Genomic DNA, 24147 nt, shown 5'->3' on the forward strand with positions numbered 1-24147 from the left:
CAGCAGCGCGCCGACGACCACGATCAGCAGGAGGAGGCCGAGCACGATGGGCAGCAGCCAGGAGCGAGGACGGTCCACGCCCTGGAGCCTAATCGGGCCGGGAGGGTGCGAGCGCCCATTCGGCCAGTGACTCGTACCTCACGTGGGCGCCCTGGTGGCTGCGTACGAGCCGGACGGACTCCGCCCGCCACGGCGAGCCGCTGAACCACTCCAGCGACTCGACCAGCGGGCGGAGGTCCGTCTCCGCCCTGGCCCTGGCCAGGGTGAGGTGCGGGTGGAAGCGCTTGCCGTCGGTCTGCGCCGCCCCGGCCCTGCGGGCGCCCGCCCGGACCGAGTCGGCCAGCCGGGTCATCGGGTCGCCGGACAGCCCGGCCCAGAAGACGCGGGCCCGCCGCGGCGACGAGAACGCCCCGAACCCGGTGAAGGCCACGTCCAGGGCCTCGTGCCGGCGCACGGCCCGCGCCAGACGCGTCTCCAGCTCGGGCAGGACGCTCTCGGGCACCTCGCCGAAGAAGCCCAGCGTGATGTGCCAGGTCGCGCGCTCGGGCCAGCGCAGGCCCGGCACCTGCCCGACGTGCGGCGCGATGGCGCGCTCCAGCTCGTCGAGCACTCGTGCGGGCGGCGCGGACGGGCGGCGCGGGACGAGACGGGGCGGACGGGCGGCGCGGGGTCGCCGTCGGATCAGGCGGCGAGCGGCATGGGCCTGCGGACGCGGGAGCCGATCAGCCGGGTCAGCAGCACGGCCAGCCCGGTGCCGGCCAGCACGAGCACGCCGGAGAGCATCACCCCGGCGCGCGGCCCACCCAGCTCGGACAGCCAGCCGACCAGCGGCGCGCCGATCGGGGCGCCGCCGGTGAACACCAGCATGTAGATGCCCATCACCCGGCCCCGCATCTCGGGCGAGGTGGCGAGCTGGACGCCGGCGTTCGCGGCCGTGTTGACCGTGATGAGCGCGACCCCGGTGGGGATCAGCAGCAGCAGGTACGCCGGGTAGAACGGGGCCAGCCCCGTCGCCACCTGGAACAGCCCGAACCCGATCGCGCCGGCCATGAGCAGCCTGCGTGACGGCCGGGCACGACGGGCGGCGAGCAGCGCCCCGCCCAGCGCGCCGACGGCGAACATGCTGGACGCCAGCCCGAACGACGACGCCCCCGCGTGGAAGACCTCGCGGGCCATGAGCGCGATCGACATCGAGAACGACTGCGCGAACATCGACACGAACGCGATCAGCAGCACCGGCATGAGGAGCTCCTCGCGCTCCAGCACGTAGCGCAGCCCCTCGCGGAGCTGGCCCTTGGCGCGCGGCACCGGATCGGACAGGTGAAGCTCCGACGCGCGCATGAAGACCAGGCTGGAGATGACGCCGGCGAACGTGAGCGCGTTGATGAGGAACAGCGGCCCGGTGCCCCCGAGCATGTGGATCAGCACACCGGCGATCGCCGGGCCGACCACGCGGGCCAGGTTGAAGATCGAGCTGTTGAGCGCGATCGCGTTCGACAGGTCCTGCCGGCCGACCATCTCGACCACGAACGCCTGCCGGGTCGGCACCTCGACGCAGGAGATCAGGCCGAGGACGAACGCCATCACGTACACGTGCCAGACCTGGGCGGCGCCCGTCATCGTCAGCACGCCGATCGTCAGCGCGAGCCCGGCCATCAGCGACTGGGAGATGACGAGGATGGGGCGCTTGGGGTAGCGGTCGGCGAGCACGCCGCCGAACATCCCGAAGAACAGCATGGGGAGGAACTGGAGCGCGGTCGCCGTGCCGAGGGCCGCCGCGCTGCCGCCGGTGAGCTCCAGCACCAGCCAGTCCTGGGCGGTGCGCTGAAGCCAGGTGCCGACGTTGGAGACGGCACCACCGGCCGCGAACATGCGGTAGTTGCGAATCCTGAGCGACCGGAACATCCCGGTCCTGGGTTGTTCGGGTTCGTCTAGATCCGGCTGAGCTTCTCCAGGATGGGCGCCGCCTGCCTGAGGATCGCCCGCTCCTCGGGGGTCAACTCCTTCAGCCGCTGGGTCAGCCACGCCTCCTTGCGGCGTCGCTCCTCCTTCAGCAGCTTCTGGGCGGCCTCGGTCACGGTCACGGTCACCTGGCGCCGGTCGGTCGAGTGCGGGGTGCGCGACACCAGGCCGCGCTCCTCGAGCGCGGCGATCACGCGCGTCATCGAGGGCGGCTGCACCTTCTCGAGCTCGGCCAACTCGCCGGGGGTTATCCCGGAATGCCGTTCCACCGCGGCGAGCGTCGCGAACTGCGTGGGAGTCAGCGAGTGGGCCGCCGCCTGTCGTCGTAGGCGCCTGGTCAGCCGCGCCAGCGACACGCGCAGGGCGGATGCCAGGCCTGCGTCGCTGCGCAGGCTTGTCTGTGGGGTGTTGGTTAGCATGAGTCATTACCTTTGCTAACTATATGGGAAAGCACGATATTTCCTCAAATCCTCGTCGTCTCACCTTGTGATACACCGAGGCCGCCCCCCGCGCGAGGGGGCGGCCTCGACCTGCGTCAGAGCCCGAGCAGCGCCCTGATCGGGCCGAGCGCGAAGTAGAGCACGAAGAGCAGCGTGACCACCCACAGCAGGGGATGGATCTCCCGCGCCTTGCCCCGCACCACCTTGATGACCACATAGGAGATGAACCCGGCCCCGATGCCGTTGGAGATCGAGTACGTGAACGGCATGATCACGATCGTCAGGAAGGCCGGGATGGCCACCTCATAGTCGGTGAAGTCGATCTCCCGGATCGCCGTCATCATGAGGAAGCCCACCACGACGAGCGCCGGCGCGGCGGCCTCGTACGGCACCACCGCGACGAGCGGCGCGAAGACGATCGCGACCAGGAACAGCAGGCCGGTCACCACGCTGGCCAGGCCGGTCCGCGCGCCCTCGCCGACGCCCGCCGCGGACTCGACGTAGGTGGTGTTGGACGACACCGAGCCGGCGCCGCCGGCCGCCGCGCCGACCGAGTCGACGAGCAGGATCTCCCTGGTCCGCGGCAGCGTCCCGTCGGGCTGGACCAGCCCGGCCTGGCGGCCGACGCCGACCATGGTGCCCATCGTGTCGAAGAAGTCGGTGATCAGCAGCGTGAAGACGAGGACCACGGCCAGCGTCACCGACACCTGGCCGAACGCCCCGAAGGGGTCGAACTCGGCGAACAGCGTGAGCGGGTTGTTGAAGCCGATGATCGCGTCGGCCTCGGGCACGCGGGGCACGTTGAGCTGCCAGCCACCCGGGTTCTTGTCGGTGAAGCCGCCCACCTGGGTGATCGCCTCGACGATGACGGCCAGCACGGTCGTGCCGATGATGCCGATCAGGATCGCGCCCTTGACCCTGCGCGCCACCAGCGCCGCCGTCACGAGCAGACCCGCCACGAACACGAAGATCGGCCAGGACGTGAGGGTGCCGCCGAGGCCCATCTGCAGCGGCGGTCCGGCGGCGGCCCGCCGGACGAACCCGGCGTCGACGAAGCCGATCAACGCGATGAACAGGCCGATGCCCACGCTGATGGCCGTCTTGAGCTGGGTCGGGATGGCGTGGAAGACCGCCACCCGAAAGCCCGTCAGCACCAGCAGCGCGATGATGACGCCCTCCAGGAAGACCAGCCCCATGGCGGCCTCCCAGCTCATCACCGTGGCGATGTTGAAGGCCACGAAGGCGTTGATGCCCAGCCCGGCCGCCATCGCGAACGGCACCCGGGCGACCACCCCCATGAGGATGGTCATGACGCCGGCCACGAACGCCGTGCCGGCCGCCACCAGGGGCACGTTCGCCGGGCCGTCGCCGATGTGCTGGCCCTGGACGTCGGGGACCGTCGCGATGATGATCGGATTCAGCACCACGATGTAGGCCATCGTGAAGAAGGTGGCCAGCCCGCCCCGGATCTCACGGGAAAAGGTCGAATCACGTGCGCTGATGCCGAAGAAACGATCGAGTCTGCTCTTCAAGTCACTCACGCGCGAAGCGTAGACGGGACCTCACGGTACGCCAAAAGTGCTGGTGACCGTATCGAGACCTGATTGGAAGCTAGGGTGGACCCGTGAAGCAGGAGTGGCACCCCGACCCCGAGCCGATCGAGACCAACGACACGCTCACCGTCGCCGTGGGCACCGGCCTGTGGGCGGTCGCGCTCGTCGCCCTGCTGGTCGTCCGTCCCGCCCCGGCGAACTCGTGGTGGATCTGGACGTGTGTCGCCGGCGTGGTCCTCGGCCTGATGGGCCTGGCGTACGTGCGCAGGCGCGCCTCCCAGCGGGAGGTTTCCGGCGACAGGTGACATTCGTCATCCCCGGCCCATCCCGGAAGTCAGCGACAAGAGTTGTTACACGCCACTACCTGCGCGAATGTGGTCCCGGCATGCTGATGGGCATGAAGAAGACCTTGCTCACCTTCGTCCTGTGCGCGACCGCTCTCGCCGGATGCGGCAGCGCGGAAGACCCCGCCAAGCCCGCCACCGAGCCCGCGGCGAAGAGCACCGACCGGTCGTCCGGCCGGCCCGCGAAGGAGGCGGGCACGGTCGCCTGGAGCACCTGCCAGGGCCTGACCGGCCCCGACGGCAAACCCGCCGCCCCCGACCCGTCCGTCGAGTGCGGCACGATCAAGGTCCCGCTCGACTACGCCAAGCCTGACGGCGACCAGATCGACCTGGCGCTGATCCGCGTCAAGGCCACCTCCGACGACCGGCTCGGCTCCCTCGTCTTCAACTTCGGCGGCCCCGGCGGCTCCGGCGTCGACACGCTGGCCCTGGCCGCCAAGGCGTTCGCCGGCCTCGGCACCCGCTACGACCTCGTCAGCTTCGACCCGCGCGGCGTCGACCGCAGCGCGGGCGTCAGGTGTGGCGGCGAGGTCGAACGCCTGCTGGCCGCCACCTCCGGCGCCGACGGCGAGAAGCTGGCCAGGCAGTTCACCGCCGCCTGCGAGAAGGACTCCGGCAAGATCCTGCCGCACGTCGGCACCGTCAACGCCGCCAAGGACCTCGAACGGCTGCGCGTCGCGCTCGGCGACGACAAGCTCAACTACTTCGGCCTCTCGTACGGCACGCACCTCGGCGCCGTCTACGCCACCCACTTCCCGGCGAACGTCGGCAGGTTCGTCCTGGACAGCGCCTACGACCCGACGGTCACGTTCGAGGAGCGGGCCGTCACCCAGGCCACCGGCTTCGCGACCTCGTTCGAGGCGTTCGCCAAGAGCTGCGTCGCGCAGGGCTGCGACCTCGGCAAGACCCCCGCCGAAGTGAAGGAGAACGTCGAGAAGCTGGTGGAAGGGCTGAAGACCAGGCCGCTCAAGGTGGGCTCGCGCCGCCTGACGCACGGCCTCGGCCAGCTCGCCGTCATCACCCCGCTGTACGCCAAGGCGACCTGGCCGATGCTGGAGCAGGCCGCCGCGTCCGCGATCAAGGGTGACGGCGCCGCGCTGCTGGCGCTGGCCGACTCCTACACCGGCCGCAAGCCCGACGGCACGTACTCCACCATGATGACCAGCCTGCAGGCGATCACCTGTGTGGACAGCGCCGAGCGCCCCGGCCGCGCCGAGACCGCCGCGATCAACGAGAAGGTCGAGAAGGTCTTCCCCGTCCTGTCCACCGACAGCCCCGTCACGGCCTGCTCCTCCTGGCCGGCGAAGGGCAGCGACGAGGCCAAGAGGATCGACGCCACCGGCTCCGCCCCGATCGTCGTCATCGGCGGCAAGGGCGACCCCGCCACGCCGTACCAGTGGGCCGTCAGCCTGAACAAGCAGCTCAAGACCGGCGTCCTGGTCACCTACGAGGGTGAGGGCCACGGCGCCTACCTCAGCGGCAGCTCGTGCGTCATGCGCCTGGTCGACGCCTACGTCCTGAGCGGCAAGGTCCCGGCGGCGAACACCTCCTGCCCCGCCGCCTGACCCCAGACCGCCTGACCCCGGACCGCCTGACCCCGGACCGCCTGACTCCCCCGGTTCACCGGACCCACCGGACGCCTGACTCCCCGGCTCACCGACCCACCGGACCCGCCCGGGCCTCACTCGCCCGGCCACCGCTCCGGCGCCGCCACCCTGGAGGTGACGGCGCCACCGAGCGGGGATGGGCGTTACGGGGCCGGGCGTTACGGGCCCGGCGGCGCGGGCCCGGCGTTACGCGCCCGGCGGCGCGGGCCGGGCGGGCGATCAGGACAGGTCGGCCTCGGCGAGGAGCAGGGGGACGGCGGCCGGGTCGCGCAGCAGCGCCGCCACGGCGAGCCGGTCGTTCCACTGGCCGGTCGCCCAGGCCAGCCCGCGCGCCAGCCCCTCCACCCCGGTGCAGTGCACGGCGCCCTCGAAGAACCGCCACGTGCAGGCCACCCCGTCCACCAGCAGCTTCTCGTGCTCGACGTAGGTCTCGGGGGCCGTGGGGAGCAGGGAGCGCACCTCGGGCGGCACCGGCCGGACGACGCCCTCGGAGGTGACCTCACCGCTGGCCAGCTCACCGGCGAGCGGCAGGTCGAGCAGCTCCGACAGCGCCTCTGCCAGGTCGTAGGGGGCGAGCACCAGCGGCCGCTCGGCGACGAGCTGCAGCAGGTCGGGCGCCTCCACCACGACGGCGTCGTCGGCCGCGGCCACCACGATGTCGCCGTGCAGCACCGCACGCACCCGGGAGGGCGGCGCCACCCGCTCGGGCGCGACGCCCGCCAGCGCCATCCACAGGGCGCGCAGCTGGGCCCGGTCGACCTCCAGGGACTCGTCGGCCATCAGGTCGAGCAGCTCCTCCGGACCGCCGTGGGAGGCCAGCAGCTCGGCCAGCGTGGTGCGCACGCCGAGCATGGCCAGCGCCCCCTCGTCGAGCCCGGCGGGTGCGTCGGCGTAGAGGCCCTGCAGCAGCGGGTCGGCGCCGGGCAGCCGCAGCTCGCGCGGCCGGCGCCCGTCGAGGACCGGGTGCTCGCCCAGCCACCACGCGGTGTAGGACGGCACCTCGACGCCGCCGACGCGCAGCGGGTGCAGCGCGGCCCGCAGCGGCGGCCTGGTGAGCAGCGCCAGCGCGGCCGGCCAGTCGGCGACCAGCTCCAGGTCGCGCACGGCCGCGAAGTCGGCCACGACGGGAGGCACGTCCAGGTCGGGCAGCAGGTCGATGACGTGGTCGAGCCACTCGGCCTCGCCGTCGAGGTCGTGGTCGCAGTCGTCGTGGTCGAGCAGCACGTCGGAGTCGTGCGCCACCGCGAACCCGTCGAGCACGCCCGTGGCGGCCAGCACCCGCGAGCCGTAGGTCTCCACCAGGTCGGCCGCCACGACGCCGAGGTGGCTGTCGGGCCCGACCAGCTTGGCCAGCGCGCCCTCGGCCAGCATGAGCTCGCCCGCCGGGTAGAGCTCGCCGTCGACGCCGCGCAGCGCCAGCGCGGCCAGCCCCGGCGCCTCGCCGGGGGCCAGACCGGCGGCCTCGACCAGCGACAGCACCGCCCGCGCCACCGGCTCCGGGTCGGGGTTGTCGAGCGACTGGGCGACCGCCTCCCTGGTGAGCGGGTCGTCGAGGATCGTGCGCGGGGTCGCCTCGGCCGCGCCCAGCCGCAGCAGGGCCGGATGGGCGGCGTCGGGGTGCACGATGCGCAGCCCGAGGGGGGTCAGGTCGAGCCCGCCGTGACCGTCGAGCCGCAGGATGAGGGTGCCGCGCGGGCCGCGGACCAGGCGGCCGTCGGCCAGCGGCACCGGCAGCGCGCCGAGCGACTCGGGGTCGTCGGCGGGCAGCACCTCGTACAGCGAACGCCACCACGACGGCTCGCGGCCCTCGACTGCCTCCCCCGACAGCAGGTCGACCACTTCGGCCAGCTCCACCCGGCGCACGCCGAGCGAGACCATCGCCGGGTGCCGGGCGGGCCAGCCGGCGGGCAGCAGGCCGGGCACGAAGGGGGCGACGGCGGCCAGCAGGTCGGCGGCCCCGGCGACCACGGCCGCCTCGCGGCCCGCGACCACCCAGCCGTCGCCCTGCGGCTCCCTGGCCGGATGCTCGACGCGCCACTCGGCGTCGGGCTCGTAGACCTCGGCGTCGGCGAACGACGGCGTCTGCACGTCGGGCTCCGGCGCCGACAGCGCGGGCAGCAACGGCGTGTCGGGCAGCCGCAGCAGGATGGCGCGGCGGATGCGGGCGTCGAGCTCGCCCTTGCCCATGAGCGCGGGCACCAGGTCGAGCAGCCTCGGCGTGCGCGGCAGCTCGCGCAGCAGCCTGACGTAGGCGTCGGCGGCCCTGTCGACGAGGAAGTCGGTCAGCGGCCCCTTGGCCACGTGCCGCCGGTCGGTGGCCATCGGGAAGGAGGCGATGAGCAGGACGGGCAGGTCGAGAGGTTCGTCGCTGGGCGTGGGGGCGTGCACCACGGGCGGCACCGTCGCGGGCAGCGGCCCCGGCTCGCCCGTGCCCGTGTGCGGGACGGCCCAGCGGACCGACCAGTAGGGCCTGGTGCGCTCCTCGGTCGGCCGGTCGGCGAAGAGCGCCGCCACCTCCTCGGGCGTGAACTCCCCCGACTCCGACACCACGTGCCAGCCGTCGGCGTGCACCGTGCGGACCTCGCCGTCGAGGTCGATCTCGATGGCCGTGAGCGCGGGCATGCCCAGCGGCAGCGCCGGGCTGGTCTCCTCCAGCATCCGCCGCACGGCCGCGACCGCCGCCTCGTCGCGCAGCGGGAGCCGGACCAGCGTGTCGAATCCATCAGGCACGTCCATCGGCTCGGCCGTGAACGGCAGGCGCAGCAGCGGCACGTGACCGGATCGGGAGGCCAGCTCGCCGGCCAGCTCCGGCACCCCGGCCACCACCGCGGCCGTCTCCTCGCGCGACCAGCGCACCGCCTGCGCGCCGCGCGAGCCGATCGACGGCGCGTCACAGACGGAGACGACCGCGGCGAACCCGACACCGAACCGCCCCGCCGCACCCGCCTCGCCGCGCTTGCCGGACACGCGGAGCGTCGCGAGGCTCTCCACGCCGGTGGCGTCGAGAGGCGCGCCCGTGTTGGCGGCCGTCAGCACGTCGCCGCGCAGCGTCAGCCGCAGCACTCCGGGCACGCCCGCGCGCAGGGCCGCGTCGGCGGCGTTCTGGGCGAGCTCGACGATCAGCCGGTCGCGGTAGCCGCCGAGGGCGAAGTCCTCCTCGGCGTTGGCGTCCTCGCGGAAGCGGGCGGGCGAGGCCGTCCATGCGGCGAGCACGGCGGCCCGCATCCGGTCAGTGCCGAAGGTGTCGGTCATCGATCACGATCCTGGTTGAGGGTAGGGGGGCCACCGTAGGTTAGCGGCCCGCGCCGACACTCCCCGACCCGTTGGCGGATCAGGAGTGCCCGAGCTCCTCCTGGGCCCGCTCGTCCACCGAGCCCGCCTCCTCCTCGAGCAGGTCGAACCCCAGGTCGTCGAGGATCGGGGTGGCCTGCTCGACGGGGGGCGGCATGACGGCGGCCTCGGAGTGCGCCCCGCAGCCGTGGTCGGCGGCGACCACCCTGCCGTCGTCGGGCGCGTACTCGTTGGCGCAGACCCCGAAGGTCAGCCTCAACTCACCCGACAGCGGCCAGTAGAAACCGCAGGTGGAGCACTGCGCGGGAGCGGCGTGTGCGATCGGAGTGTGCGGCCCGTGCTCGCCCGAGTGCCAGCGCCTGGCAGCCAGGTCCCTGCCGATGGCCGAGAGCACACGTGCCCGGCCCAGGCCGTACTCGAAAACCATCTGGTGGTCCGCGTCGTCGCCGGTGTCGGTGAACCCGGGCACGAGCCGGTCGTCGTCCTCGGGGGTCGGCAGCAGGTCGCCGACGCCGAGGTCACCCGGACGCAGCCGCTCGCTCCACGGCAGCCACTCGGGCGCCAGCAGCGCCCCGGGGCCGGGCAGCAGGACGGCCTCGCTGACCGTGACCTTCTTCGCCCGCGAGGCGCGGGTCACGGTGATCGCCCACCGCCAGCCGCGGTAGGCCCGGTCGAGGCAGGCGAAGAAGTGGGTGACGATCCGGTCGCCCTCGGACTCGTAGCCCAGGTGGTCGCCGGGCTCGCCGGGCCGCGCGAGCTCCTCGGCGGCGGCGCGCGCCAGATCGACCGCGGCGACACAGGCCTGGTCGGGGGCGGAGACGCGGGTCCTGGTCCGGCTCATCGGCCCGCCTCCGGCGAAAGGTGCTGTTCGCTCACACTTCATTCTCACCCATGGCCGGACCCGAAGGTGCCGACAGCGGGGGATCCGCCCCATCCGGAACCGGACGGAACCCCCACACGGCCACGAGTCCGGCCTCCGGCGGCGGCCCTCCGGCGCCGGACCCGCCGACACGAGGGCGCCCGAGGTCGCGCCGCCCGCGAGGGGAGATCGGGTAAGACTGGTAGGCGTGGACGGTGGCTGGGACAGGGCGCGCGAGGTCTCGCGGCGGGTCGGGCGAGGCATCGCCGACGCCTCCCGCGCCACCGCGCGCGCCGGCCGGGCCACCGCGAGCGGCACCAGACGCGCCGGCCTGGCCACGGCCCGGGGCGCCCGGCGAGCCGGGGTCGCGACGGCCAGGGGCGCCCGCTCGGTGGGCCGGGCCACCCGCCGCCTCACCCACGCGGGCGGAGCCGGCCGCACCGGGCTGGGCCGCCTGATCGAGCTGACCGCGGGGCACAGCGTGGGCGACACGCTGGTCACGGTGGCGCTCGCCAGCACGGTGTTCTTCGGGGTGCCCGTCGGCGAGGCGCGCGGGCCGGTGGCGCTCTACCTGGTCATCACCATGCTGCCGTTCGCGCTGCTGGCGCCGTTCGTCGGGCCGATCCTCGACCGGTTCAGGTCGGGCCGCCGCTACGTGATGGCGGGCACGCTGTTCGGCCGCGGGCTGCTGTGCTTCGCGATGGCCGCCGCCGTTGGGCCGGGCGACCTGGTGACCCTGTTCGGCGGGGCGCTGGGCGTGCTGGTGCTGTCGAAGGCCTACAACGTCTCACGCGCGGCGATCATGCCGAGCGTGCTGCCCGCCGACATCACGCTGGTGTCCGCCAACGCCCGCGTCGCCCTGTTCTCGCTGGTGTCGGCCGGCGTGATGGTGCCGGTCGGCGCGGGCCTGGCGGCCTGGCTCGGCAGCGCCCCGGTGCTGCGCATCGCGATGGTGGTGTTCCTGCTGGTCGGGGTGTTCGCCGTCCGGCTGCCGCGGCACGTCGACGCGCCCGACCTGGAGGAGGACGGCGACGAGGGCCACGCCCCCCGGTGGCGGACCCTGCTGCAGGTGGGCCCGGCGGTGGCCGAGGCGATGTGGGCCAACGTGGCGATCCGGCTGTTCTCCGGCTTCCTGCTGTTCTTCCTGCTCTTCCTGGTGCAGGACGGCCAGGTGCCGTGGCTGGCCGGGCCCGCCCCGCTGTTCGACGTGCCGAGGACGATCGCGCTGCTCGCGGCGGCGGCCGGGCTGGGCGGCCTGGCCGGCGCGGCCGTCGCCAACTGGGCGCGCAACAACTCGCCGCAGGTGATCGTGCTGCTCACGCTGGCCCTCACCAGCGTCACGACGATCGTGACCGCGATCTTCTTCGGCCTGTGGACGGCCTTCGCGATCTCCGTCGTCACGGCGTTCGCGCAGGAGCTCGGCAAGCTCGCACTGGACGCGATCGTGCAGCGGGAGATCGGCGAGGAGGTGCGCTCGTCCACCTTCGGCGTGGTGGAGGCGCTGCTGCAGCTCGCGTGGGTGTTCGGCGGGCTGGTCGGGCTCGTGCTGTCGCTGACCGAGAGCAGCCTGGCCGGGCTGGTCACGCTCGCCGTGGCGCTGACGGCCGCCCTGGGCTGGCTGGCGATCCGCCGGCGGGCCCGGCTGCGGGCCGTCGAGGAGCGGCTCGACGCGACCGTACGCGAAGGACGCCCCGAGCCCCGTGACACCCTCGACTCGACCAAGCCCCTCACCAACCCGAACACCTAGCGCGGCGCGGGGACGAGGGGCCGGGTCAGGGGGCGCGGTCAGGCGTCGAGGTCGTCGGCGACGGCCCGCAGCACCTGGGCGATCTTCTTGGCGTGGGCCGCGTCGGGGTGCTTGCCCCGCTGGTAGGAGGTCGACACCCCGTCGAGGAGCTTGATCAGGTCCTCGACGATGACGACCATCTCGTCGGGCTTCTTCCGCTTGCCCTTGGGCTTGGTCTTGGCCAGCGTCGGAGGCTGCTCCAGGATGCGGACCGAAAGGGCCTGCTGGCCGCGCCGGCCCTCCGCCACGCCGAACTCCACCTTCTGGCCGGGCTTGAGTGGCCCGGCGCCGGCGGGCAGCGCGGAGGAATGCACGAATACCTCACCGCCGTCGTCACGGGTGAGGAAGCCGAAACCCTTGTCGGCGTCGTACCACTTGACCTTGCCACTCGGCACAGGAGGGACCTCGTTCGGGACAGTCGTCTGGGAATGGATGCGATGTAAGGTTATGCCCCCGAGCGCTCGGGGGCGACCGGGTAAACACTCATGATCGCCCGCGTTCGGCGGGCGGCCGCCAGCCCGAATACCAGGCGGCGAACTCGGTCAGGTCGCCCAGCGCCACGTCGGCTCCGTGATCACGCAGCTCCTCCGCCGTGTAGGGGCCGGTCGCGACCGTCACGCTGACGGCGTTGCCCGCCCGCGCCGCCTCGATGTCGGCGACATGGTCACCAACATAGGCGGCGGCGCCGAACCGCGCGAGCGCCGATCCCTTGGCCGCCCCGAAGAGCGAGCCGACGACCTCGTCCACCTCGAACCCGAGAAGTTCGATCGTGCTCGTCGCGTCGCGGACGTTCTTGCCCGTCACGACGATGACCCGGCCGCCGGCGGCGCGCACGGCCCGCACCGCCTCCGCCGCCCCGGCCATCGCCGTCGTCGCCGGTAAGGCCAGCCGCGGGTACAGCTCCCTGAACAGCGAGGCGGCGGCCGGCACCTCCTCCGGCGGCAGCCAGTTGGCCAGCTCCTGCTCCAGCGGCGGCCCGAGCCGGGTGATGACCGCGGCGCTGTCGATCGGGACGCCGAGACGGCCCGAGACCTCGTCGTAGACGGCGGCGATGCCCGTCCGCGTGTCGGCCAACGTCAAGTCAAGATCGAAACCCACCGATATCCCCACAGGATGCAGCATGCCAAACGAGCACCGGGCTCGCCCAACGCCCCCGGAGCTCCCCGCCGCGACGACTACGCTCCTCGGGGAGGTGTCGCCAGGACATGAACAGATCGCCAGAGACCGGCGGCCCGTCGGCCACGCGCGCGCCCGTGAGCACCCGCGAGCGGATCATCCACGAGGCCCTGCGGCTGTTCGCGGAGCGGGGCTACGCCGCCACGTCGGTGGCCGAGATCGAGGCTGCCTCGGGCCTGTCGCCCGGCGCCGGGGGCCTGTACCGGCACTTCCGGTCGAAGTACGAGCTGCTGGCCGCGGCGATCACCGAGCACGCCGCCCGCACCCGCACGCAGGTGGCCGAGAGCCTGGCGGTGCTGGGCGACATGGAGGACTCCGCCGACCTGCAGGCGCGGCTGTCGCGGCTCTGCCGGGCCGGGCTGGCCAAGGTGCGCGAGGAGTCGGAGCTCACCCGGGTGTTCTTCCGCGACCTCAGCCAGTTCCCCGAGCTGGTCGCGGTCGTCCGCGAGGGGCTGCTGCAGCCCATGTACGACGCCATGACGACGTGGTTCGGCACCCAGCCCGAGTACGCCGACGCCGACGCCGACTGGCACGCCGTCGCCGCGGTGCTCGCCGGGGCGGTGGTGCACTACCGGCTGTTCCAGGAGACCGTGGGCGAGTGCCCGGGGCACGTGGACAAGGACCGGTTCGTCGCCGCGTGGGTGCGGCTGGCCGCCGGCCTGCTGCCCTGCCCCGCGCCGGTGACCTGACGGGAGACCGCGCGACCACCCCGCGGCGACCGCGCGGCGTCCTCACCGCCACAGAGCGACCACCGCGCGGCCTCTCATCGCCGCCCCGCGACCACCGCGCGGCCTCCGCTGCCCCGATCAGGCGGGACATACCATGGCATCGATGGAGTTCACGGAGTGGATCAGGGGGCGCACCGACGACCAGTTGCGGGCGCTCGTCTCCGCACGCCCCGAGCTGATCACCCCGGTGCCCGCCCATCTGGAGGGCCTGGCCTCCCGGGCCGCCAGCCCGTCGGCGATCGGCCGGGCACTGGACCGGCTCGACCGGTTCACCCTCGCGGTCGTCGAGACGCTCGCCGTGCTCGGCGCCCCCGTGCCGAAGGCGGAGCTGGGCAAGCTGGTGGGCCGCGCCCTCGCGGCCGGCGAGCCGGAGCCGGCCCTGTCGGCAGCCCTCGACCGGCTGCGCGACCTGGCCCTCGTGTACGGCCCCGACGACGGGCTCGACCTGTCCCCCGGAGTGCGCAAGGTGCTCGACGACCCGGCGGGGCTGGGGCCGGCCGCCGTCGACGTGTTCCGCCACCACCCGCCCGAGCAGCTCGACGAGCTGGCCGACGACGTCGCCCCGGGCACGACGGGCACCGGCCGGGACCGCCTGGCCGCCGCGCTCGCCGACCCGGCGGGCCTCGTCGGCGAGGTCTCCGACGAGGCCAGGGCGGCGCTCGACCAGCTCGCCTGGGGCCCGCCGACCGGCCGGGTGCCCAACGCGCGGCGCGAGGTGCGCGTCGGCTCCGCCCGCTCCCCCATCGAGCAGCTCCTGGCACGCGGGCTGCTCGCGGCGACGGGCGAGGAGAGCGTGACGCTGCCGCGCGAGGTGGCGCTGCACCTGCGTGGCGGCCGGGTGCACCGGGACCTGCTGGCCGTGCCTCCCGCGCTGGAGGGCACGCCGCGCGACCAGAAGCAGGCCGACCGGACGGCGGCCGGGCAGGCGTTCGCGTTCGTCAGGTCGGTCGAGGAGCTGTGCGAGCGGTGGAGCATCGACCCGCCCGGGGTGCTGCGCACCGGCGGGCTCGGCGTGCGCGACATGAAGCGCACCGCCACCGAGCTGGACCTGCCGGAGTGGGCGGCGGCGCTGGTCGTGGAGGTGGCGCACGCGGCGGGCCTGGTCGCGGCCGGCGGCAGCGTCGACGGGGAGTGGCTGCCGACCAGCGGCTACGACCTGTGGCGGGTCCGCTCGACGGCCGACCGGTGGGTGACGCTGGCGCAGGCCTGGCTGCAGATGGACCGGGTGCCGGGCCTGGTCGGCGAGCGCGACGAGCGTGACCGGCCGCTCAACGCCCTGCACGCCGACCTGCGCAGGTCATCGGCCGCGCCGGTGCGCTCCGCGGCGCTGGGCGTGGTCGCCGCCGCGCCCGGACTGGCGCCCTCCCTGGATTCGCTGCTCGACCGGCTGGCCTGGGAGCAGCCGCGCCGTCGCGGGCCGCTGCGCGAGCAGCTCACCGAGTTCGCGCTGCGCGAGGCGGAGCAGGTCGGCGTGACGGGGCTCGGCGCCCTGTCCGGGCACGGGCGCGCGCTGCTGGCCGGCGACGACGCGGCGGGGATCCTCGCGCCGCTGCTGCCGGAGCCGGTCGACCACGTGCTGCTCCAGGCCGACCTGACCGCCGTCGCGCCGGGGCCGCTGACCAGCGAGCTCAACCGGTGGATGACGCTGGCCGCCGACGTCGAGTCGAAGGGCGGGGCGACCGTCTATCGGTTCGGCGACGACTCGATCCGGCGGGCGCTCGACGCCGGCCAGGGCGCCGAGGAACTGCTGGCCGCCCTCGCGCGCCACTCGGCCACGCCGGTGCCGCAGGCGCTGTCCTACCTCATCGCCGACGTGGCGCGCCGGCACGGGCGGATCCGGGTGGGCACGGCCAGTGCCTACGTCCGCTGCGACGACCCCGCCCTGCTGGACCAGATCGTGGCCGACCGACGCTCGGCGGCGCTGCGGCTGCGCAGGCTCGCCCCGACGGTGATCGCCTCGCGCACGTCGCGTGCCGCGCTGGTCGACTCGCTGCGGGCGATGGGCTACGCGCCGGTGGCGGAGTCGCTGGACGGCGACGTGATCATCTCGCAGCTCGACAGCAGGCGCACGGAGGGCGGGCCCGTCACCCGGCCGGTCCCGCCGGGCAACGGCCTCGACCCCGAGGTGGCGGCGGCGGCCGTCAAGGCGCTGCGGGCCGGCGACGCGGCGCACCTCGCCCGCCGCGAGCCCGTCGCCGCGCCGTCCGGCGCGATCCCGCGCGGCCCGGCGACGGCGACGATCTCCGCCCTGCAGGACGCGATCCGGCAGGGCGTCCGGGTGTGGATCGGCTACCTCGACTCCCAGGGCAACGCCACCTCCCGCATCCTGGAGCCGGCCCGGATGGAGGGCGGCTACCTGACCGCGTACGACGAGACCCGGGCGGCCGTGCACCGATTCGCCCTGCACCGCATCACCGGAGTGGCCGGGCTGTCTTGACGCGCGCTCAAGATCGCGCGAGGTTGGGACCGTGAGCGAGCTGACGCTGGGCAGGCTGGCCGAGGAGTCGTGGGACAGGTTCGGCGACCACGACTCGGTGTTCTACGAGGGGGTCTGGCACCGCAGCCACGCGCTCGCCGAGCGGGCGCGGCGAGCCTGCGGAGGGTTCGTCGAGGCGGGTGTCCGGCCCGGCGACCGGGTCGTGGTGATGATGGCCAACTCGCCGGAGGTGCCGATCGTCTACCAGGCGCTCTGGGCGGCCGGCGCCGTGGTGACGCCCGTGGTGTTCCTGGTGGGGGCCGAGGAGCTGCGGCACATCGTGACCGACAGCGGCGCCGCGGCGATCGTGACCTCTCCGGAGCTGCTGCCCACCGTCGAGGCTGCCGCGCCGGGCGTGCGCACGTTCGTGGACACCGGGGAGCTGGAACGGGCGGACGAGCACGGCCCGGTGCCGCGCGACCCCGCCGACCTGGCCGCGCTCATGTACACGGGCGGCACCACCGGCCGGGCCAAGGGCGTCATGCTCAGCCATCGCGGGCTCTGGCAGGTGGCCAGGGCGTCCTTCGCGATGTCCCATCAGGAAGGGCTCGACCGCGCCATCGTGCCGGTGCCGCTGTCCCACGCGTACGGGCTGATCGTGACGGTGGCCGGGATGCACGCCACGGAGCCGCAGCAGGCGGTGCTGATGCGGTGGTTCGACCCGAAGGCGTTCCTGTCGCTGGCGGCCGGGCAGCGGGTGCGCTACGGCACGGTCGTGCCGGCCATGCTGCGGATGCTGCTGGCCGAGCCGCTGGAGGAGCATCCTCTGCCGGACCTGGCGTTCCTGACGTGCGGGGCGGCGCCGCTCGGGCGGGAGACGCTGGAGGAGTTCGAGCGGCGGATGCCCGGCACGCAGATCCTGGAGGGCTACGGCCTGACCGAGACGAGCGCGGTCACCTCGTTCAACCCGCCGGGCCGGCGGCGGGTGGGCAGCGTCGGGCTGCCGCTGCCCGGCTACGAGATCACGATCCGCGACTCCTCCGGCGAGGAGGTGGAGTGCGGCGACGTGGGCGAGATCTGTGTGCGGGGCGAGGCCCTGATGCTCGGCTACTGGGGCGAGCACGGGCCCGACCCGGCGGGCACCACGCTGGCGGGCGGCGAGCTGCGCACGGGCGACATCGGATGCGTGGACGACGACGGCTACCTCTACGTCGTGGACCGCAAGAAGGACCTGATCATCCGGGGCGGGTTCAACGTGTTCCCGCGGGACGTGGAGGACGTGCTCGACCGGCATCCCGACGTCGTCATGTCGGGCGTGGTGGGCCGGCCGGACCCGCGGGTGGGCGAGGAGGTCGTGGCGTTCGTCCAGCTCCGGCCGGGTGCGACGGTGACGGCCGACGCGCTGGTCGGCTGGGCGCGGGAGCGGGTGGGGCGGGTGCGGTATCCGCGCGAGGTGCGGATCGTGGACACGATTCCGGTCACCAGCGTGCTCAAGCTCGACCGTAAGGCGCTGCGGGCGATGCTCGGCTGACAGATGACGATGGAGATGGGCGCTTCCCGTCAGGGTCTGCCCCATCGGGTGACTCGGTCGGGTGAGCGCCATGGACGTTTCGTGATAGATGTGAGCACATGAGCCACGAGGATCCGCCCGGCGGCTACCCCTATCAGCCCTACGGCGCGCCCTACGGGGATCAGCCGCCCCCGCACTACGGGCAGGGTTACGGGCCTCCGCCGCGCCCGTCCGGGCAGGGCCCGCAGGCCTCCGCCATCGTCGCCCTGGTGCTCAACCTGCTCGCGGTCGTCTCGTGCTGCAACCTGCTGGCCATTCCCGGCTCCATCCTGGCGGGCCTGGCGATGGGCCGGTCGGCCACCGAGCCCGACAAGGCCCGCGGGCTGCTGGTGTGGAGCTGGGTGCTGTTCGGGGCGGGGTTCGTGCTGACCATCGGTCTGTTCGTCTTCCTGGGTGTGATCGGCGCCTTCGACGATTGACGTGAGCCGATTCCTCGTTCGGGGACTGTTCCCGGCGCCTGATGTGTTGGATAGGGGTCAGCCGTAGGAAGGAAAGTCCGTGAACGACGGCCCGCTCATCGTCCAGTCGGACAAGACCCTGCTTCTCGAAGTCGACCATGACCGGGCCGACGAGTGCCGCAAGGCGATCGCGCCGTTCGCGGAGCTCGAGCGCGCGCCCGAGCATGTGCACACCTACCGCGTCACGCCGCTCGCGCTGTGGAACGCCCGTGCGGCGGGCCACGACGCCGAGCAGGTGATCGACGCGCTGATCGGCTACAGCCGCTATCCGGTGCCGCACGCGCTGCTCGTCGACATCGCCGAGACCATGGCCCGGTACGGCCGGCTCAGGCTGGAGAAGCACCCGGTCAGCGGCCTGGTCCTGACCTCCACCGACCGGGCCGTGCTGGAGGAGGTGCTGCGCTCCAAGAAGATCCAGCCGATGCTGGGCGAGCGCCTGGGCGCCGACTCGGTGATCGTGCACCCGAGCGACCGGGGCAACGTCAAGCAGGCGCTGCTCAAGCTCGGCTGGCCGGCCGAGGACCTGGCCGGTTACGTGGACGGCGAGCACCACCCGATCAAGCTGGCGCAGGAGGGCTGGTCGCTGCGGCCCTACCAGCAGGCCGCCGCCGACGCGTTCTGGCACGGCGGTTCCGGCGTGGTGGTGCTGCCCTGCGGCGCCGGCAAGACGATCGTCGGGGCGGCGGCGATGGCCCACGCCCAGGCCACCACACTGATCCTGGTCACCAACACGGTCAGCGCCCACCAGTGGAAGCAGGAACTGATCAGGCGGACCTCGCTGACGGAGGACGAGATCGGCGAGTACTCCGGCTCCAAGAAGGAGATCCGGCCCGTCACCATCGCCACCTACCAGGTGATGACGACCCGGCGGAAGGGCGTCTACAGCCATCTGGAGCTGTTCGACGCGCGCGACTGGGGGCTCATCGTCTACGACGAGGTGCACCTGCTGCCCGCGCCGATCTTCCGGATGACGGCCGACCTGCAGGCGCGCAGGCGGGTCGGGCTGACGGCGACGCTGGTGCGCGAGGACGGCCGCGAGGGCGACGTGTTCTCGCTGATCGGCCCCAAGCGCTACGACGCGCCGTGGAAGGAGATGGAGCACCAGGGCTGGATCGCACCGGCCGACTGCGTCGAGGTGCGGGTCACGCTCACCGACGAGGAGCGGCTCGCGTACGCGATGGCCGAGCAGGAGGAGCGCTACCGGTTCTGCTCCACCACGCCGTCCAAGACGCGCGTCACCGAGGCGCTGGTGCGCCGCCACCTGGGCGAGCAGGTGCTGGTCATCGGCCAGTACATCGACCAGCTCGACGAGCTGGGCGAGCACCTGAACGCGCCGGTCATCAAGGGCGAGACGCGGATCAAGGAGCGCGAGCGGCTCTACCAGGCCTTCCGCGACAAGGAGATCCAGGTGCTGGTCGTCTCCAAGGTGGCCAACTTCTCCATCGACCTGCCGGAGGCGTCGGTGGCCATCCAGGTGTCGGGCACGTTCGGGTCACGCCAGGAGGAGGCCCAGCGGCTGGGCCGGGTGCTGCGCCCCAAGTCGGGCGGCGGGGGCGCGCGCTTCTACACGGTCGTCAGCCGCGACACGGTGGACCAGGAGTTCGCGGCGCACCGGCAGCGGTTCCTGGCCGAGCAGGGGTACGCGTACCAGATCATCGACGCGGACGACGTGCTCGACGAGGTCTGACGCTGCGGGGCGGGCGGGAGCGGCAGGGCGCGGCCCGGCCGCTCACTTCCCGAGCGGCCGGACCCTGGCGCCTGTCACGTCCAGGAGACTCCGCGGGCCGTCGACAATCGAACCACCCCCCTCACATCAGTGATTCCGCCGCCGCAACCGAACCGCCTGCGACATACCCCCATGATCCGGCAATCCCACCTACTATGCCCAAATTTCGCGGTATTGCCAGGGATCTCCAAGGTTGGTCATTTCGCCAGGAGACCGCCCACGAACAGCACCGCCACGGCGGCCACCCAGACGACCACGGCCGCCCCCATGACCCGGGTGAACACGGCCGGATCGCGCCGCGACCGGGGCACCAGCCACGCGGCGGCCGTGCAGCAGGCCGCCAGCACCGCGAACAACCCCGACACGGCCGAGACCGTGCCGAGCCGCCGCGAGCAGTCGGCCGGCGCCTCCCCACCCGCGCAGAACGCCTCCAGCCCCCACCCGGCGAACACCGAAAGCCCCCACAGAGCGGCCAGCAGGAAGCCGGCGATCGTCGGGATGATCGGCGAGAAGCCCAGGCGGACACGTCCCACGGCCTTCACCTACCCGGGGTAAATCCGGTGGAAGCCTCTGCAGGGCCGCACTAGACTGACCGATTCGCTACCGGTTACCCACCTCGTTCACTCCGCAGGGAGGCGCTTTCGCATGCCCGCACACCAGTTGGCACCCGACATACCCACCGACGTCCTCGCCGCCGAGCAGGCCCACCTGGCCGAGGCGCGCGCCGCGCTCAAGGCCATGCGCGCCCACGCCCAGTCGCTGTCCGCCGACGCCGCCGGCGACTGGGTCTCCCAGCAGATCCTCCAGTCGCTGCTCGACCAGCGGGTGGCCGCGCTCGCCGACCACCCCGACACGCCGCTGTTCTTCGGCCGCCTCGACCGCGAGGCCGGCGACGACCTGCCCGGCGTCATCCACGTCGGCCGCCGCCATGTGCACGACGGCAACAGCCGCCCCCTCGTCGTCGACTGGCGCGCCCCGGTCTCACGGGCCTTCTACCAGGCCAGCCCCGCCGACCCGATGGGCGTCGTACGGCGGCGCCGCTTCGGCTACCACGGCGGCGCGCTGACCGCGTTCGAGGACGAGCCGCTCACCGAGGGCGGCCAGATCGGTCCTTCCCGCATCCTCACCGAGGAGATCGAGCGCCCCCGCACCGGCCCGATGCGCGACATCGTGGCCACCATCCAGCCCGACCAGGACGAGATCGTCCGCTCGACGCTCGGCCAGACCGTCTGCGTCCAGGGTGCTCCCGGCACCGGGAAGACCGCTGTGGGCCTGCACCGGGCCGCCTACCTGCTGTTCACGCACCGCGAGCGGCTGGCCCGGTCCGGCGTGATGATCGTGGGCCCCAACCGGGCGTTCCTGTCGTACATCTCCTCGGTGCTCCCGGCGCTCGGCGAGGTGAAGGTCGACCAGACGACGGTGGCGGGCCTGCTCGGCGAGCACGCCGCCGCCGAGGACCCGGCGGTCTCCACGGTCAAGGGCGACGCCCGGATGGCCAAGGTGCTGGAGCGAGCGCTGTGGCTGCACATCGTCAAGCCCGAGGAGGGACTGGTCTACTCCAGGGGCGCCCACCGCTTCCGCGTCGCCGACTACGAGGTGCGTGAGATCGTCGCCTCGCTGCGCGGCACCACCCGCTACGCTCCCGGCCGGGCGGCGCTGGCCCAGCGGCTGGCGCACCAGGTCCTGGTCCGGATGGAACAGCGCGGCGACTCGCCCGACGACCGGGTGCAGGACGCCGTGGCCCGCTCCAAGCCGGTCAAGCAGCTCGTCGACGCGGTCTGGCCGAAACTGGTGCCCGAGCAGGTGCTCTTCCGGCTGCTGTCCGACGCCGACTTCCTCGCCCTCGCGGCCAGGACCGACCTGACGCCCGACGAGCAGCGACTGCTGCTGTGGCCCAAGCCGTACCGGGGGTGGAAGTCGGCGAAGTGGTCGGCGGCCGACGCGGCGCTCCTCGACGAGCTGGCCGACCTCATCGAGCGCACGCCGTCGCTCGGCCACCTGGTCGTGGACGAGGCGCAGGACCTGTCGGAGATGCAGCTGCGCGCGCTCGGCCGGCGCTGCCGCAACGGCTCGGCCACCGTGCTGGGCGACCTCGCCCAGGGCACCACGCCGTGGTCGGCCCGCTCGTGGCGGACCGTGCTGGAGCACCTCGGGCAGGACGGCGAGGTCACGGAGCTGACGCTGGGCTTCCGCGTGCCGCGCGAGGTGCTCGACTACGCCGCCCGGCTGCTGCCGTCGATCGCCCCCGACCTGGCCGCCCCCCGCTCGCTGCGTCCCGGCGCCGGTTCGCTGTCCGTACGGCAGGGCGGCGAGGTGGCCGCGGCCGTGCGCGAGGCGCTGGCCCGCGAGGGTTCGATCGGCCTGATCGTGCCGGACGCCATGACCGGCGAGGTGTCACGCTCGCTCGACGGCATCGCCCACGCCGTCCTCGGCCCCGACTCGACCGAGGAGCACCGGCTGCTGGTCGTCCCGGCGAGCCTGGCCAAGGGTCTGGAGTACGACCACGTCATCGTGGTGGAGCCGGCCGACATCGTCGAGGCCGAGCCGCGCGGGCTGGCCCGGCTCTACGTGGTGCTGACCCGCGCGGTCACCACGCTGACGGTGCTGCACGCCAAGCCGCTGCCGCCCCAGCTCGCCTCCTGACCTCAGGGCCCGCCGATCGTGCGCAGCACGTCGTCGGGCACCACGAGGTCCGCCCGGTCCCGGGTGGTGGCGATCAGGTCGGCGTTGCGCTGGTCGGTCCCCATCACCCAGGCCACGGCCGCGTCGTGGTCCTTGCCGAACCTCTCGTGCCGGGCGACGAGGCGGCGCAGCCGCTCGCCGGAGTCGAGGGCGCAGTACCAGACCTCGTCCAGGCAGTCGCGCACCCGCCTCCAGTCGCCCCGGTCGAGCAGCAGGTAGTTGCCCTCGGTGACGACGAGCCGGGCCGCGCGGAACACCGGGATGCTCCCCGCGACCGGCTGCTCCAGCTCGCGCTCGAACGCGGGCGCGTAGACCACCTCGTCCTCGTCCTCGCGCAGCCGGCGCAGCAGGGCCGCGTACCCCGCCGCGTCGAAGGTGTCGGGCGCCCCCTTGCGGCCGCGCCGCCCCAGCCGGTCGAGCTCGACGTCGGCGAGGTGGAAGCCGTCCATCGGCACGTACGCCACCCAGTCGGCGGCGTGGCCGGGCGGCGGGGCCTGCCGCAGCGCCCGCACCAGGTGCTCGGCCAGCGTCGACTTGCCGGCGCCCGGCCCACCGGTGATGCCGAGCACGGCCCGCCCGGGGCCGGTGACCAGACCGCGGGCGCGGGCCGCCAGGTCGTCCAGGGTCATCGGGCGCGGCCCACCCGCAGGCGGCCGCCGACGAAGGCGTGGGGGTGGCGGGCCGGCCCCAGCGTGCAAGGACGCGGTGCGGTCGAGGCGGCATCCGAGGCGGGCGCGGTGGTTCTCGCCGACATGGCCATACCCTAGCCGGTCGCCGTCCCGGCGCCCCGGCCGGACGGGCGCCGGCCCGCACCGGCGCGTGGACAGCCGCCGTACGGCGGCCGCGCTCCTAGGATGGCGGGAAAGACCACGCAAGGCCGTCAACGAAGGAGGACGTCGTGCCCGCACCGCTTCCGCACGAACACCTGCCGCCGGTCCCCGCCCTCACCGTCGAGAGCGGCGACATCATGGACGGGGAGAGGCTGGGAGACCTGCACGTCTTCAACGACTGGGGCATGACGGGCCAGAATCTCTCACCCGCCCTGCGCTGGTCCGGCGCTCCGGAGGGCACCCGCGGCTACGCCGTCACCTGCTTCGACCCCGACGCGCCCACCGGCAGCGGGTTCTGGCACTGGGTGCTGTTCGACATCCCCGCCTCGGTCACCGAGCTGCCCACGGGCGCCGGCACTTCGCCGGAGTTCAAGGGCCTGCCGGAGGGCGCGACGCACGCGCGCAACGACTACGGCGTGAAGGCCTACGGCGGCGCCGCTCCTCCGCCCGGCGAGCCGCACCGCTACGTCTTCACGGTCCACGCCCTGAGCGTCGACCGGCTCGGCGTCGACTCCGACGCGAGCCCGGCGGTGGTCGGCTTCAACATCACCGCCAACACCCTGGCCCGCGGCCACATCATTCCCCACTTCGGCGTCTGACCGTCCCCGCCACAGCCCTCCGCGCGCCGCCCGGCCGGAGCCCCGTACGGCACTGCCCGCCGCACGAGGCCCGGGACCTCCGGGAAGGCGCCTGCCGGCGGGGCTGTGGCGGGGCGCCGC

At 73.5% G+C, this 24147-nt stretch carries 20 protein-coding genes; 10 read left to right on the plus strand and 10 right to left on the minus strand.

The genetic code is table 11. From position 1 onward, the window contains the following. Nucleotides 1-88: 88 nt before the first annotated feature. The 4 genes from thpR to CXR44_RS28780 form a co-directional block, all read right to left on the minus strand. Nucleotides 89-610 carry an RNA 2',3'-cyclic phosphodiesterase gene (gene thpR / locus CXR44_RS28765; RefSeq protein ID WP_101789270.1) on the minus strand — a complete coding sequence of 174 codons (522 nt, stop codon included), beginning with the start codon at nt 608-610 and terminating at the stop codon, nt 89-91. A gap of 71 nt (nt 611-681) precedes the next feature. Beyond that, a complete protein-coding gene (locus CXR44_RS28770; protein ID WP_101789271.1) occupies nt 682-1905 on the minus strand; it encodes an MFS transporter in 1224 nt (407 codons plus the stop codon). Nucleotides 1906-1931: 26 nt separating this feature from the next. Then, entirely contained in the window at nt 1932-2381 is a 450-nt protein-coding gene (locus CXR44_RS28775; protein ID WP_101789272.1) for a MarR family winged helix-turn-helix transcriptional regulator, read from the minus strand. 116 nt (nt 2382-2497) lie between these two features. Further along, a complete protein-coding gene (locus CXR44_RS28780; RefSeq protein WP_245899511.1) occupies nt 2498-3943 on the minus strand; it encodes an NCS2 family permease in 1446 nt (481 codons plus the stop codon). An 83-nt stretch (nt 3944-4026) separates the two neighbouring features. Between CXR44_RS28780 and CXR44_RS28785 the strand changes: the two genes are divergently transcribed. Then, the gene (locus tag CXR44_RS28785) at nt 4027-4260 is read left to right on the plus strand and encodes a DUF2530 domain-containing protein (protein ID WP_101789274.1); all 234 of its coding nucleotides are present in this window, start codon (nt 4027-4029) and stop codon (nt 4258-4260) included. Between the two features lie 92 nt (nt 4261-4352). After that, nucleotides 4353-5864: an alpha/beta hydrolase gene (locus tag CXR44_RS28790; protein WP_101789327.1), complete on the plus strand. Its 1512-nt coding sequence runs from the start codon at nt 4353-4355 to the stop codon at nt 5862-5864. Nucleotides 5865-6125: 261 nt separating this feature from the next. Here CXR44_RS28790 and CXR44_RS28800 read toward each other — a convergent pair whose 3' ends face one another. Continuing rightward, nucleotides 6126-9158: a sacsin N-terminal ATP-binding-like domain-containing protein gene (locus tag CXR44_RS28800; protein ID WP_101789275.1), complete on the minus strand. Its 3033-nt coding sequence runs from the start codon at nt 9156-9158 to the stop codon at nt 6126-6128. 79 nt (nt 9159-9237) lie between these two features. Then, nucleotides 9238-10038 (minus strand): DUF3027 domain-containing protein, encoded by an 801-nt coding sequence (locus CXR44_RS28805; protein WP_101789276.1) that lies wholly within the window; start codon nt 10036-10038, stop codon nt 9238-9240. Nucleotides 10039-10264: 226 nt separating this feature from the next. Here CXR44_RS28805 and CXR44_RS28810 point away from each other — a divergent pair, with 226 nt between their 5' ends. Beyond that, nucleotides 10265-11803: an MFS transporter gene (locus CXR44_RS28810; protein WP_245899513.1), complete on the plus strand. Its 1539-nt coding sequence runs from the start codon at nt 10265-10267 to the stop codon at nt 11801-11803. Nucleotides 11804-11841: 38 nt separating this feature from the next. Here the strand turns inward: CXR44_RS28810 and CXR44_RS28815 are convergent, their stop codons facing one another. Both CXR44_RS28815 and CXR44_RS28820 read right to left on the minus strand, forming a co-directional pair. After that, the gene (locus tag CXR44_RS28815; protein ID WP_101789277.1) at nt 11842-12237 is read right to left on the minus strand and encodes a cold-shock protein; all 396 of its coding nucleotides are present in this window, start codon (nt 12235-12237) and stop codon (nt 11842-11844) included. Between the two features lie 88 nt (nt 12238-12325). Next, nucleotides 12326-12964, minus strand: a complete 639-nt coding sequence (locus CXR44_RS28820) for an HAD family hydrolase (RefSeq protein ID WP_101789278.1) — start codon at nt 12962-12964, stop codon at nt 12326-12328. 83 nt (nt 12965-13047) lie between these two features. Here CXR44_RS28820 and CXR44_RS28825 point away from each other — a divergent pair, with 83 nt between their 5' ends. The 5 genes from CXR44_RS28825 to CXR44_RS28845 all read left to right on the plus strand — a co-directional run bounded on the left by CXR44_RS28825 (nt 13048) and on the right by CXR44_RS28845 (nt 19877). Next, nucleotides 13048-13707, plus strand: a complete 660-nt coding sequence (locus tag CXR44_RS28825; protein ID WP_101789279.1) for a TetR/AcrR family transcriptional regulator — start codon at nt 13048-13050, stop codon at nt 13705-13707. A 142-nt stretch (nt 13708-13849) separates the two neighbouring features. Beyond that, nucleotides 13850-16183: a helicase C-terminal domain-containing protein gene (locus tag CXR44_RS28830; RefSeq protein WP_101789280.1), complete on the plus strand. Its 2334-nt coding sequence runs from the start codon at nt 13850-13852 to the stop codon at nt 16181-16183. Between the two features lie 31 nt (nt 16184-16214). After that, nucleotides 16215-17693: a class I adenylate-forming enzyme family protein gene (locus CXR44_RS28835; protein ID WP_101789281.1), complete on the plus strand. Its 1479-nt coding sequence runs from the start codon at nt 16215-16217 to the stop codon at nt 17691-17693. A gap of 98 nt (nt 17694-17791) precedes the next feature. Then, nucleotides 17792-18151, plus strand: coding sequence for a hypothetical protein (locus CXR44_RS28840; RefSeq protein WP_101789282.1), 360 nt, complete (start codon nt 17792-17794; stop codon nt 18149-18151). Nucleotides 18152-18230: 79 nt separating this feature from the next. Further along, entirely contained in the window at nt 18231-19877 is a 1647-nt protein-coding gene (locus CXR44_RS28845) for a DNA repair helicase XPB (RefSeq protein ID WP_101789283.1), read from the plus strand. Nucleotides 19878-20113: 236 nt separating this feature from the next. On the opposite strand, the gene CXR44_RS28850 is transcribed toward CXR44_RS28845, so the two are convergent. Then, nucleotides 20114-20449, minus strand: coding sequence for a hypothetical protein (locus tag CXR44_RS28850; protein WP_101789284.1), 336 nt, complete (start codon nt 20447-20449; stop codon nt 20114-20116). 112 nt (nt 20450-20561) lie between these two features. Here CXR44_RS28850 and CXR44_RS28855 point away from each other — a divergent pair, with 112 nt between their 5' ends. After that, a complete protein-coding gene (locus tag CXR44_RS28855) occupies nt 20562-22559 on the plus strand; it encodes a HelD family protein (RefSeq protein ID WP_101789285.1) in 1998 nt (665 codons plus the stop codon). A gap of 2 nt (nt 22560-22561) precedes the next feature. Here CXR44_RS28855 and CXR44_RS28860 read toward each other — a convergent pair whose 3' ends face one another. After that, on the minus strand, nt 22562-23227 hold the full coding sequence (locus CXR44_RS28860; protein ID WP_101789286.1) for a nucleoside/nucleotide kinase family protein: 666 nt from the start codon (nt 23225-23227) through the stop codon (nt 22562-22564). A gap of 269 nt (nt 23228-23496) precedes the next feature. Here CXR44_RS28860 and CXR44_RS28865 point away from each other — a divergent pair, with 269 nt between their 5' ends. Beyond that, nucleotides 23497-24027, plus strand: a complete 531-nt coding sequence (locus tag CXR44_RS28865; protein WP_180903750.1) for a YbhB/YbcL family Raf kinase inhibitor-like protein — start codon at nt 23497-23499, stop codon at nt 24025-24027. Nucleotides 24028-24147: the final 120 nt, after the last annotated feature.

The organism is Nonomuraea indica (genome assembly GCF_002850745.1).
GTDB classification, from domain to species: Bacteria; Actinomycetota; Actinomycetes; order Streptosporangiales; family Streptosporangiaceae; genus Nonomuraea; species Nonomuraea indica.

Coding starts and splice junctions, on each gene's coding strand:
- CXR44_RS28825 (WP_101789279.1), top strand. CDS start 13,048: ATGAACAGATCGCCAGAGACCGGCGGCCCGTCGGCCACGCGCGCGCCC.
- CXR44_RS28770 (WP_101789271.1), bottom strand. CDS start 1,905: ATGTTCCGGTCGCTCAGGATTCGCAACTACCGCATGTTCGCGGCCGGT.
- CXR44_RS28855 (WP_101789285.1), top strand. CDS start 20,562: ATGCCCGCACACCAGTTGGCACCCGACATACCCACCGACGTCCTCGCC.
- CXR44_RS28790 (WP_101789327.1), top strand. CDS start 4,353: ATGAAGAAGACCTTGCTCACCTTCGTCCTGTGCGCGACCGCTCTCGCC.
- CXR44_RS28775 (WP_101789272.1), bottom strand. CDS start 2,381: ATGCTAACCAACACCCCACAGACAAGCCTGCGCAGCGACGCAGGCCTG.
- CXR44_RS28820 (WP_101789278.1), bottom strand. CDS start 12,964: ATGCTGCATCCTGTGGGGATATCGGTGGGTTTCGATCTTGACTTGACG.
- CXR44_RS28830 (WP_101789280.1), top strand. CDS start 13,850: ATGGAGTTCACGGAGTGGATCAGGGGGCGCACCGACGACCAGTTGCGG.
- CXR44_RS28800 (WP_101789275.1), bottom strand. CDS start 9,158: ATGACCGACACCTTCGGCACTGACCGGATGCGGGCCGCCGTGCTCGCC.
- CXR44_RS28805 (WP_101789276.1), bottom strand. CDS start 10,038: ATGAGCCGGACCAGGACCCGCGTCTCCGCCCCCGACCAGGCCTGTGTC.
- CXR44_RS28840 (WP_101789282.1), top strand. CDS start 17,792: ATGAGCCACGAGGATCCGCCCGGCGGCTACCCCTATCAGCCCTACGGC.
- CXR44_RS28860 (WP_101789286.1), bottom strand. CDS start 23,227: ATGACCCTGGACGACCTGGCGGCCCGCGCCCGCGGTCTGGTCACCGGC.